This is a genomic window from Nocardia sp. NBC_01377, from assembly GCF_045040005.1.
GTDB lineage: Bacteria > Actinomycetota > Actinomycetes > Mycobacteriales > Mycobacteriaceae > Nocardia > Nocardia noduli.
Genome location: NZ_CP109566.1, coordinates 7,623,754 through 7,635,817, shown reverse-complemented (window position 1 = coordinate 7,635,817; position 12,064 = coordinate 7,623,754). Strand labels below are relative to the sequence as shown.

Here is a 12,064-nt window from a genome sequence, read left to right as displayed (position 1 = left end):
GCGAATCGGGCCGTCACCACCTGGTCACGGCCCGATTCCCGGACTGCGGCCGGCTACAGCGGCAGCAGGTGATGTTTACGCGGATTGCGGGTCAACTTCTTGTCCCGCAACAGATGCAGCGCCTTGCGTAGCTCCAGGCGGGTCGTCGACGGCTCGATGACGGCGTCGATATATCCGCGCTCGGCCGCCACCCACGGTGTCGCCATGGTGGCGTTGTAGAAGTCGACCATCTGCTGACGGACCGCGGCGCGCTCTTCCTCCGGCGCGGCGGCGATCTGCCTGCCGCCGATCAGGCTGACGGCGCTCTCGGCCCCCATCACCGCGATACGGGCGGTCGGCCAGGCCAGATTCACGTCCGCGCCCAGCTGTTTGGACCCCATGACCGCGTATCCGCCGCCGTACGACTTGCGGATCACCACGGTCACTTTCGGTACCGAGGCCTCCACGAAGGAGAACAGGAACCGGCCGCCGCGTTTGATGACGCCGATCTTCTCCTGCTCCACTCCGGGCAGGAAGCCAGGCGTGTCGACCACGAAGACCAGCGGCACCTCGAAGGCGTCGCACAGCCGGACGAAATGCGCGGCCTTGTCCGAGGCGCGCGCGTCCAGCGCGCCCGCGTAGACCATCGGCTGATTCGCCACCACGCCGACACTGCACCCGTCGACCCTGGCGAATCCGGTGAGGATATTGCGTCCCGCGGTCGCGCCGATCTCGTGGAAGTCGCCGTCGTCGAAGATCCGCAGCAGGATGTCGTGCATGTCGTAGCCCGAGTTATCCGAATCGGGGACAATCGAATTCAGCTCGAGATCGGATTCGGTCAGCTCCGGTTCCAGCCCCGGATTCACGATCGGCGGCAGTTCCTGGCAGCTCGTCGGCAGGAAGCCGAGGTAGTCGCGCACCCATTCGAAGGCCGCCACCTCGTCCTTGGCCACGTGGTGGATATTGCCGTATTCCGCCTGGCTCTGCGCGCCGCCCAGTTCCTCCAGGCTGACGTCCTCGCCGGTGACCTCGCGGATCACCTTGGGACCGGTGACGAACATGTACGCCTCTTCGGTCGCCACCACCACATCGGTATTGATCGGCGCGTACACCGCGCCGCCCGCGCATTTGCCGAGAATCATCGAGATCTGCGGCACCAGACCGGACAGCGGTTCCTGCCGCCTGCCGAGTTCGGCGTACCAGGCCAGGGAGGTCACCGCCTCCTGCACCCGCGCGCCGCCGGAATCGTTGATGCCGACGACCGGGCAGCCGACCTTGGCCGCGTACTCCATGATGTAGGCGACCTTGCGGCCGAACATCTCGCCGACCGTCCCGCCGTAGACGGTCTGGTCGTGGGAGAAGACCGCCACCGGGCGGCCTTCCACCAATCCGTGCCCGGTGACAACACCGTCGCCGTAGAGCGCGGCCGGATCTCCCGGCTTGCGCACCAGCGCACCGAGTTCCACGAAGGTGCCGGGATCGAGCAGCATTGTGATCCGGTCGCGGGCGCTGGGAATTCCCTTCCTCGCCCGCTTCGACACCCCCGCTTCGCCCGCCGGTTCCTGCGCCAGCTCGAGGCGTTTACGCAGATCGGCGAGTTTCTCGGCAGTAGTTGTCACTTGGCCCCTTTCGCCTCGATCGCCACGAGCTTCGCGGTCAGGTCGGCGCCGATCTTTCCGATGCGCGGCTCATCGACGATCTGTAGGTGGTCGCCCGCGATGCGAACGACCTCGAGATTCGGCAGGTACTCGTCCCAGCCGCCGTTCTCCTTGCGTTCGGCGAAGCGGGGTTCGAGTTCGATCATGCCGTCGTGATAGCGATCCGCGAGGTAGAGCACCACTGCGCCGTCGTAGCGCGAAGGCGTGGTCCGGGCGAGATGCCTGCTCTCGATCCACGAGGTGCGCTGGTGTTCGAGCACGCCGCCGGGGATCTTGGTACCGCTCATCTTGACCAGATCACTGATCATCTTGAACTGGTTCTCGTCCGAAGCCGCGGCCAACTCCTCCAGCTGTTCGCGATCGAGTTCGCCCTCGACGCCGTAGGTCTTCTTCGCGAAGCCCTGGTAGCGCTCGATCCGACGCACCCGCTCCTCGGGGCTGTTGTCCTCGCCCTCGGTGGGGATCGCGAGGTCGATGAGCCCGACCACGCTCACCTCGGCGCCCTCGGCGCGCAGCAACTGCGCGACCTGCAAGGCGAAGACCGCACCGAGCGACCAGCCGTACAGCACGTACGGACCGTTGCCCTGGATCTTGCGCAACTCGGGCAGGTACTGCCGCGCCCGCTCCTCGATATCGCCCTCGACGCGTTCGAAGCCGTACATCGGGGTGTCGTTCGGCAACCTGCGCAGCAGCGGCTCGTAGACCAGCGTGTTACCGCCGGACGGATGGAACACGAAGACCGGCACCGCGTTCGACCCGTCGACGCGCGCCCGCAGCGGGCGCACGAAACCGTCGATCTCGGCGGCGCTGTCCTGGAGATCGCGCACGATATCGGCCAGCTGCTCGATGGTCTCGCAATCGAGCACATCGTCGACGGTAACCTCGGCCTTGACCCGCTCGGACAACCGCTGCGCGAGTTTCTCCGCGAGCTCCTCCTCCAGGATCGGGAGGGTGTTGAAGATGCCGCCCGCCGACTTGCCGGTGATGTTGGCCCAGGTGCCGAACGTCAACCGCTCGGCGGCGTCACGTGGCGGCACGTCGTCTTCCTCGTCCGCGCCCGCGCCGCCGAACAACGTCGACGGCGTCGAATCGGCCTCGGCGACAATCGCTTCGGCGGCGCCGACGGCGGTCGTGTCCTGGACCTCTAGTGCCCGTTCCACCGCCGCGTCCTTCGAAGCGGCCGCGGCGATCTGCTCGTCCGACGCGCGAGCCGGTGCGGCCGTTCCCGCGTCGGCGGGACGACCCGCCTCGGCCTCGGCCACGATCGCCTCGGCTTCGGCCTGCACCGAGGTGTCGACGATCTCCGCGGAGCCCCCGACCGCCGGCGGCGAACCCGATTCGGCGGCAACGGATTTCGCGGCGGCGGCCGGATCCTCACCGGCCGCGAGCGCGGCGCGGGCAGCGGCGACGAAACCGCCGTCGACGTCGATATCCTCGCCCGCCGCCTGCTTCTCGGCGATCTCGGCCACTTCGTCGCGGTGCTCGATGGCGTAGCGCAGCACCTTGCCGACCTCGCTGAGGTTGGCGTCGCGCACGGCCTGCATCTGCAACTGCGGGATGTCGAATTCGTATTCGACGCGGTTCTTGATACGCATCGCCATCAGCGAATCGAGTCCGAGTTCCATCAGCGGGATCTCCATCGGGAGATCCTCGACCGCGTAACCCATCGATTCGGCGACGATCAGCGCCAATCGTTCCTCGATCGTCTGGGAACCCTGGGGATCCCAGCGGTCGCCGTGACTCTCGACCGCGCCGACAACCTCGGCGACCTGTACCTCGACGCTTTCGGTGACCACCGGCTGCGCCACCGCGATCTGCGGCAGCGGCGCACCGGAGACGACGGTGCCGTCGAACAACAGCCGGAAGGTCGCACCGTCCTTGGCGTGCACCTGCACCGCGCCGCCGCCCGGATACGGGGTCAGCGTGACGGTCAGGGTTCCGGTCGCGGGAACGGCGGCGTGCGGCACCGAGATACCGAGCGACACCTCGCTGAGCACCTGTGCCGCAGCGGCTTTGGTCAGTTCCGACAGGTCGGTGACCGATCCCGCCTGAACCTCCCACACGTGGCGGCCGTCGGGCAGCGACACGTGCGCGCCGGGAATCCTGGCACTGCCGCCGCCGGAGTTCAGCCTGACCTTGGGCCAGTACTGCTTGCGCAGGAACACCGTGCGCGGCACATCCGCGTAATCACCGTCGGGCAGCAGCGAGACCAGGTCGACCTTGTGGCCGTGCACGTACAGCTGGCCCAGCGCGCCGATCACACCGGCCGACTCGTCTTCCTTGCGCTTGAGCGTCGGAATGAGCTGGGCGTCGTGCACGCCCGCGGCGAAGGTGGTGCCGAGCACCTGCATGAGCGCGACGGAATTCGGCGCGAGTTCCAGGAACGTGGTGTGACCCGCGTCCACGGCCAGTTTCACCGCGTTGGTGAAGTACACCGCGTGGCGCATGTTCTTGACCCAGTAGTCCTCGTCGTGGATCGGGTCGTTGCCGGGCCGGTAGAACTCGTCCTTGTGCACCGTCGAGTACAGACCGGCCGTGAGTTTCGTCGGCTCGATTCCGGCCAGTTCGGCCGCCAATTCACCGAGCAGCGGGTCCATCTGGGAGGTATGGCCCGCGCCGCGGGTCTGTAGCACCCTGGCGAATTTGCCCGCCGCCTCGACCTGCGCGACGATCGCCGCGACCTGATCCTGCGGGCCGCCGATCACCGTGTTGGTCGGCGCCGCGAACACGGCCATCTCGACATCCGGGTAGTCGCCGAGCAGTTTCTCGACATCGGCGACGCCGAGTTCGACCAGCGCCATATTGCGCACATCGGCGTCGGAGATCATCGCCTCGCCCTCGCCCATCAGGCGCGAACGCGCGCAGATCACGCGCACCGCGTCATCGAGCGTCAGACCACCGGCGATATACGCACCGGCCACCTCACCCATCGAATGGCCCACCACCGCGTCGGGTTGCGCGCCGTGCGCGCGCAGCACCGCGGCCAGGCCGACCTGGATGGTGAAGATGCCGACCTGCGAGGTGCCGACGTTGTAATCCTGCTCGTCGTCCAGGATCATCTCGCGGATCGAATAACCCGCCTCGTCCTGCACCAGTTCGTCGACCTGGTCGACGGCGGTGCGGAAGATCGAATTCTCCCGGTAGAGCTGTTTGCCCATCTTGCGATGCTGCGCGCCGAAGCCCGCGAGCACCCAGATCGGAGCCTTCACCGCAGGGGCGTCGGCGGTGAACACGCCCGTGCCGGGTTTACCCGCCGCGATGGCGCGCAGACCGGCGACGGCATCCTCGTGCGTCTGCGCGAGAACCACACCGCGCGAACGCCAATGGCTGCGCTTGGCCAGCGACCGGGCGACGTCGGCCAACGGTACGTCGCGACCGGCGTCGGACTCCAACCAATCGGCGAGTTCGGCGGCGGCACGGCGGCGACGGGAGGGGAGGTATCCGGATACCGCGAGGATCACCGGCAGAGGCTCTGCCCGGTCGGCACTCCACTCGGGTTCGGGAGTGGTGGTCGCGGTGCCCGCCGCAACCGCTGCACCGACCAGAACCTCAGCATCCGCTGGGATTCCAGCGTCCGCCGCGACCCCGGCGCCCGCGGAATTCTCGGCGTCCTCGGCGCTCTCGGCCGCCTCGGCGATGACATCGGTGCTCTCGTCGGGGAGTTCGTCCGTGCTCGGCGCGGCGGGTTCGGCGGACGAGGGCACGTACTCCTGGAGCACGAGGTGCGCGTTTGTGCCGCCGAAGCCGAAGCCGGAGATACCGACGGTCGCCGTGCCGCTGTAGCGCGGGAATTCGGTCGGCGCCTCAACGACCTTCAGATGCGCCTGCTCGAACGGGATGTACGGGTTGGGACCGGCGAAGTTGATATTCGGCGGCAGCACATTGTGCTGGAACGACATGACGACCTTGGCCAGGCCCGCCGCGCCCGCACCGGATTCCAGGTGTCCGAAATTGGTTTTCGCCGAACCGAGCAGCGCGGGCTTGTCGTCGTCGCGACCGCGACCGACCACGCGGCCGAGCGCGTCCGCCTCGATCGGATCGCCGATCAGGGTTCCGGTGCCGTGCGCCTCGATGTAATCGACCGAGGACGGCGCGATACCGGCGTCGCGGTAGGCGCGGCGCAGGACGTCGGCCTGGGCGTCGGGGTTCGGGGCGAGCAGACCGTTGGAACGGCCGTCGTTGTTGACCGCCGAACCCTTGATGACCGCGAGGATCCGGTCGCCGTCGCGTTCGGCGTCGGTCAGGCGCTTGAGTACGACGAGACCGCCGCCCTCGGAACGCACGAACCCATCCGCATCCGAGGAGAACGCCTTGACGCGTCCGTCCTTCGCGATACCACCGTTCTTGTCGAAACCCAGTGTCGCCAGCGGTGCGAGGAGCATATTCACGCCACCTGCGAGCGCCACATCCGCGTCACCGTCACGCAATGCGCGCACCGCTTGGTGCACCGCGACCAGGGTCGACGAGCAGGCTGTGTCGACCGACACCGAAGGACCGCGGAAATCGTAGAAGTACGAAACACGGTTCGGGATGATGCTGGAGACACTGCCCATGATCGCGTACGCCTCGGCCGATGCCGGAATATTCGGATCGGTTTCACCGAGCCCGAGGGCTGCGAGCAGTTGGAAGTCGTTACTGGTGGAGCCGATGAATATGCCGACCGGTTCCCCGCGCAATTCGCTCGCGGGAATCCTGGCGTGCTCCAACGCTTCCCAGGTCAGTTCCATCATGAGCCGCTGCTGCGGATCGACTCGCTCGACCTCGATCGGCGACATGGCGAAGAATTCCGCGTCGAAACCCTTGACCACTTCCTGGTCCAGGTAACCGCCGACGGTATTGCCCTCGTCCACCGCCTTGGCGACCTCGGGATCGCTGGTGAACTCCTCCCAGCGCCCTTCCGGCCGCTCGCGGATAGCGTCGCCGCCGCCGATCAGAAATTCCCAGGTGGACTCGGGGGTGTCACCCGCGCCCGGTAGCCGGGTCGCTAGGCCGACGATCGCGATATCGTGCGCCTCACCCGGGGTATAGGACGCGTAGAAGGCGTCGTCTCCGGATTCCTCTGGCGCTTCCGGCTCACCGTTGATGATCCGCTCGGCCAGCGAGGCGATGGTCGGATGCTGGAAGACCACTGTCGCGTTGAGGACGACACCGGTCAGTTCCTCGATATCGCCGCCGAGAGCGAGGCCATCGCGCGAAGCGAGCCCGAATTCCTCCATCGGCCGGTCGACGGTGATCTTGTCGATCTCCTGACCGGTCGCGTCGGCGACCCAGCGCCGCAACCACTCTCGCAGTTCGGCCACCGACATCTCGATGGCCGCCGCGGGTTCGGACACCGCGCCTCTCGACGAGGTGTCGGGCGCCGCGACCTCGGAAGACACGGCAGCGTCTTCCGGATCCCTGCTGGCGCTCTCGGTCGTCGGTTCGGGCTTACCCTCGTTGTCAGCCATCAATTCCTCAAGCTACCTGTCTGCGTACCGGCGCGCCGCCAAATGACGCTCGGGTGTGTGGTCGAGCGATATGGAGCAATCGCGAGTTGGCTACTCTTCCGGTGCATCGGGGAAAGCCTGCTGGGTGTAACCACCCCGCAGCGTTCCCTCCAGATACGCGGTCTTGCACGCACGCCGCGCGATCTTGCCGCTGGAGGTACGCGGGATCGAACCCGCGGGCACCAGCAGCACATCGCGCACCGTCACACCGTGCCGCAGCGATACCGCCGCGCGGACCGCGTCGGCGATCGGAAGCGGATCGGCCTTACCCGCGCCCGGTCCGCGCTCACCCACGATGACCAACTGCTCGGAGGCGTCGTCGGCGTCGAATTTCAGGCCCGAATGGCTGCCCTGTTCGAAAACCTCGACCGGCAGCTGATTCGCGGGCACCGAGAACGCCGCGACGAAACCGGGGCGAAGCGCGCTGTTGGCCTCCTGCGCGGAGAATTCCAGATCCTGCGGATAGTGGTTGCGGCCGTCGACGATCACCAGATCCTTCACCCGGCCGGTGATGTAGAGCTCGCCTTCGAAATACACGCCGTAGTCGCCGGTGCGCATCCAGTTGGCGTCGGATTCGGTGCCCTCGGCGTGGCTGCCCTCGGCGACCCGCTGGCTGACCTTGTTACGGAAGGTCTTGGTGGTCTCTTCCTCACGACCCCAGTACCCGATGCCCATGTTGTTGCCGTGCAGCCAGATCTCACCGACCCGGCCGTCGGGCAGTTCGTGGCCGCCGTCGGCTTCCACCGTCTCCGGATCCACGATCACGGCCCACTGCGACAGCGCGACGTAACCGCAGGACACCTGCGCGATCGAATTCTCGGCTGCCTGGTCGACCTTCACCATCCGACCGGCGTTGAGTTCCTTGCGATCGACGTAGACGACCTTGGCCTCGTCCTCGGACTTGGTCGCGGAGACGAACAGCGTCGCCTCGGCCATGCCGTAGCAGGGTTTGATCGCGGTCTTGGGCAGACCGAAGGGCGCGAACGCCTCGTTGAACTTCTTCATCGAGGAGGTGGTGACCGGTTCGCTGCCGTTGATCAAGCCGATGACGTTCGACAGATCCAGCGTCTCGCCGTTCTTGGGCAGACCGCGTGCGGCGGCATGCTCGAAGGCGAAGTTCGGCGCCGCGGCGAAGGTGCCCGCGCCGTCGGAGACCGCGGCGAGTTCCTTGATCCAGCGGTAGGGCCGCCGGACGAAGGCGCTCGGCGACATGATGGTGATGTACTTGCCGCCGACCGCGGGCAGGATCACCGTGAGCAGACCCATGTCGTGGAACAGGGGCAGCCAGGTCACACCGCGCGAACTCCAGTCGAGGTTGAGCGCCTCGACCATCTGCAGCAGGTTGGTGCCGACCGCGCGATGGGTGATCTCCACGCCTGCGGGCACCCGGGTCGAACCCGAGGTGTACTGCAGGTAGGCGATGTCGTCCATCTTGATGGCCGGGCGGGCCCAGGTCTCGGCGACACTGTCCGGGATGGCGTCCACGGCGATGATGCGTGGACGCTGCGCGGCGGGCAGGGCACGGAAGAACTGGCGAACACCGGCCGCCGACGTGCTCGCGGTGAGGATCGCGGACGGCGTGCAGTCACCGAGGACGGCGTGGAGCCGATCGGTGTGCCCCGGCTCGTCCGGATCGAAGAGCGGCACCGAGATGCAGCCCGCGTAGATCGCGGCGAAGAAGGAGATCACGTAGTCCAAGCCCTGCGGGGCCAGGATCGCGACCCGGTCGCCCCGCTTGGTCACCTGCTGGAGACGACCGGCCACCGCGCGCAACCGAACACCGAACTCCTGCCACGTCAGTTCCAGTACCTCACCGTCGCGTTCCCGCGAATAGTCGATGTAGCGATACGCCAGCGTGTTCGCGTCGTTCCTGGTGTGCTTCTCGACGTGATCAACCAGGGTGTGATCCTCGGGAATAACGATGTTCCCGGTTTCGTCCAGGTAGTCGTCGAAAGTCTCGTCCATTCCTTCTTCTCCTCCGAGGCACACGCAGCAATACGGCGTGATCGCCGCTGTCACCTGTGAGGCCCCGACTCGCTTTCGCCCGCGGGTGCTCTAAATGTAGGGAGAGCCAACCTGCAGATTTTCGTGCGGTCTGCGCGGTGACCGCTATCGGCTAGATGTACTCAAACCAGAGTTATGTTACAGAGAACAGCGGCTCACTCATCTCGCAGCATGGGGATAACCGGCGCGAACGCGTCCATCTGGGTGGGGAACACCCCGACATACGACATCGAGGTGAGTTGGCGCACACGTCGGAGCTGCTCGGCGATCTCCTCGAACGACCCGATCGCCACATACGGCGACGACAGGATCTCCTCGACGGAGAGTTTCACGTCGACCTCGAGATCGGGGTGCAGACCGCGTTCGAGCGCCGACAACGCCATCTCGGCGGTCTTCTCCCGATCGTCGGTGATGACGATGGCGGTGATCGCCCAGTTGAGTTCGATATCGGCGAAACGATCCCCCGCCGCTTCCTTGATCAGCTCGATCTTCTCGATCGTCTTCTCGAGGGTGATGCCGGAGAGCAGGCCTTTGCCGTTCTTGGTGGTGACGGGAACGACCGAGATGATGTCGGCGTGCTTGGCCGCGAGCCGCAGCATCTTCGGACCACCGCCGCCGGTGCAGATCGGCGGGCGCGGACCCTGACGCGGTCGCGGCGTGCCCTTGATCCCTTGCACCTGGTAGTACTTGCCGTCGAAATTGCATTCCTGGCCGCGCAGCAGCACATCGAGGATGGTCAGCGCCTCGTCCAGTTTCGCCAGCCGGATGCCCGGCGAATCGTAGGTCAGCCCGGCGGCCTGGTACTCGTCCTGCTTCCAGCCCGCGCCGAGACCCACCTCGAGGCGTCCCTTGGACAGCACGTCGATGGTGGCCAGATCCTTCGCGAGCACCACCGGATGGCGGAAGCCGTTGGCGAGCACCGACGTGCCGAGGCGAATGCGCTCGGTGGCCTGGGTCAGCGCGCCGAGCGCGGCGATCGGGCCGATCTGGTCACCGAGGTGATCGGGGACGACGAAGGTGTCGAACCCGTACTCCTCGGCCTGCTGCGCGGTCTGGATGAACTTGCGGGCCCCACCCTCCTGCTTATTCCCCTCGCCCGCGGCCGCGAAGCGGAAAGGACGCAGCGGAACCCCCTGCGCGGTCGACCCGGCGACGGCCGAGTCGACCGGTGCGGCGGCTTGTGTCATGAACTCGTGCTCCTGGCTGTCGGTGTGCGTTCCTCGATCACCGAGAGGGTGATCGCCGCTGAACCACCACGACGCCCGGTGCGCCGCGGGTGAAAACGGCTACCTGCATCGCGATCATCAGCGCACTTTACAACGTGCAGACGAACCACAGTGCGGTTGTCGAGGCAGCCGATGGGTTCCCACCGACGGCCGGTGTCGGGCTTGTGCAACGTCACGAATGCGCCGGATGCGGCGCCTTCTCGATCAGGTCGGCGGCCCAGACAGTCGTCCACTCGGTGGCGGTCGTGCCCTTCTCGTCGATGACGAAACCCTTGTAGAGCGCGTGCACCGGATTACCCGCGGCACGCACCAACGTGAGCACACTGCTGACGAAATTGATCGGATTCAACGCTTGTCGTGGCGAGTCACAGATCAGGTCGGTCGGCGCGCAGATGGTGTAGGTGCGATCGGCGACCTTCCCGAAACCACCCTCGCGCGGGCCGGTCATGGTGATGCCGGGCACCCGGACGCCGGTCAGGGCGATCTCCGCGCCAACACCCGGCGGCGGGGTGCCGATCTGGGTGGCCTCGCCGGATCCGGTGTCACCGGTGCGCCTGCCGTCGGCGATCAGCGTGACGCCGAGGACCAGATCGGCCGAAACCGGACCCTTGCCCGCGCCGATCAGGTTGGCGATATCGCCCGCGATGACCGCGCCCTGGGAGAACCCGGCGATCACGTAGGTGGTCAGCGGGCACTGCTCGGTGCGCTGGGCCATGAAATCGACCATCCGCTGCGCGCCCTCGGCCCTGCTGTTGTTGTAGGACTGCTGCCCGTCCGGCGGGATGGCGACCGGATTCGAGAACTGCGCGACATACGGCACGGTGTAGACGTCGACGCGTTCGGACGGGAACTGCTGCCGGATCGGGTTGGAGACGTTGAGCATCAGCGACGCCGGATTGGCCGTCGGATTGTAGGGATCATCGCCGCTTCCGGACTCCCAGGTGCCCGGCACCGAGATCATCTGCACATCCGGACACCACGCGGGCTGCGAGGTCGGCGGCTCCGGCGGTTTCGGCGGTTTCGGCGCGCGACCGCAGCCTGCCAGCATGTACCAGGCAAGCACCGCGATCGCGATGATCAGCGCGACGCCGCCGAGGAACGTCAGGCAACCCGCAGGCCGGAACCTGCGGGTGGCGGGGCCGCGACGCGCGTTCACTGGCAGTACGTCTGCTCAGCGGTGTCGATGTAGATCTTGCCCGCTGTCTCGACCGGCATCTTCGAAGGATCGAACGACGGATCGGATCCGGCCATCGCCGTGACGAAGGTCGACAGATCGGCTTCGGAGGCGCCGGCGGCGACGCCCTGGCAGACATAGGTGGCGATGCTCAGCGCGATATCGGGGCTGGCCGGGGCGATGCCCTGGGCCTTCAGGGAGTCGAGGAATTTGCGATCCTTGTCGCTGAGCCCCGACGTGTCCTGCGGCACCTCGTTGGTCGGCACCGGCTGCGGACGCTCGGGCGCCACCGTCGCGGTCTCGGGCGCGGGCGCCGGTGCCGCGGTTTCGGGCGCGGGCGCTGGGGTCTGCGGCTGGGCGCTCTCCCCCGGAGCCGAGGATGTCGCGGCGCTCGCCGCGGCGGCCGAGGTGCTCGACGTCGTCAGCGTCGGCGTGCTGGACGCGGTCGAGTCGCTATCGCCACACGCGGCGAGCAGGCCGGTGGCGGCGATCACGAGGGCGACGCCGACTACCTTTCCACGGGTCCGATGCATGAAT

At 66.9% G+C, this 12,064-nt stretch carries 6 protein-coding genes; all 6 read right to left on the bottom strand.

Translation table 11 applies throughout. The features are described from left to right. Nucleotides 1-53: 53 nt before the first annotated feature. The 6 genes from OG225_RS35155 to OG225_RS35130 all read right to left on the bottom strand — a co-directional run bounded on the left by OG225_RS35155 (nt 54) and on the right by OG225_RS35130 (nt 12,060). Nucleotides 54-1,598 carry an acyl-CoA carboxylase subunit beta gene (locus OG225_RS35155; protein WP_405179067.1) on the bottom strand — a complete coding sequence of 515 codons (1,545 nt, stop codon included), beginning with the start codon at nt 1,596-1,598 and terminating at the stop codon, nt 54-56. Further along, a complete protein-coding gene (gene pks13 / locus OG225_RS35150) occupies nt 1,595-7,084 on the bottom strand; it encodes a polyketide synthase Pks13 (RefSeq protein WP_405179066.1) in 5,490 nt (1,829 codons plus the stop codon). Before pks13 ends, OG225_RS35155 begins: the two co-directional genes overlap by 4 nt. A gap of 90 nt (nt 7,085-7,174) precedes the next feature. Next, nucleotides 7,175-9,088 (bottom strand): long-chain-fatty-acid--AMP ligase FadD32, encoded by a 1,914-nt coding sequence (gene fadD32 / locus OG225_RS35145; protein ID WP_216910982.1) that lies wholly within the window; start codon nt 9,086-9,088, stop codon nt 7,175-7,177. A 194-nt stretch (nt 9,089-9,282) separates the two neighbouring features. Further along, a complete protein-coding gene (locus OG225_RS35140; protein ID WP_254189824.1) occupies nt 9,283-10,314 on the bottom strand; it encodes an LLM class F420-dependent oxidoreductase in 1,032 nt (343 codons plus the stop codon). Nucleotides 10,315-10,525: 211 nt separating this feature from the next. Then, nucleotides 10,526-11,458, bottom strand: a complete 933-nt coding sequence (locus OG225_RS35135) for a cutinase family protein (RefSeq protein WP_405183471.1) — start codon at nt 11,456-11,458, stop codon at nt 10,526-10,528. Nucleotides 11,459-11,505: 47 nt separating this feature from the next. Then, complete coding sequence (locus OG225_RS35130; protein WP_405179065.1) at nt 11,506-12,060, bottom strand: DUF732 domain-containing protein; 555 nt, start codon at nt 12,058-12,060, stop codon at nt 11,506-11,508. Nucleotides 12,061-12,064 lie beyond the last annotated feature (4 nt).

Excerpts from the sequence above, each read along its gene's own strand:
- pks13 (WP_405179066.1), bottom strand. The coding sequence starts at position 7,084 with ATGGCTGACAACGAGGGTAAGCCCGAACCGACGACCGAGAGCGCCAGC.
- OG225_RS35130 (WP_405179065.1), bottom strand. The coding sequence starts at position 12,060 with ATGCATCGGACCCGTGGAAAGGTAGTCGGCGTCGCCCTCGTGATCGCC.
- fadD32 (WP_216910982.1), bottom strand. The coding sequence starts at position 9,088 with ATGGACGAGACTTTCGACGACTACCTGGACGAAACCGGGAACATCGTT.
- OG225_RS35140 (WP_254189824.1), bottom strand. The coding sequence starts at position 10,314 with ATGACACAAGCCGCCGCACCGGTCGACTCGGCCGTCGCCGGGTCGACC.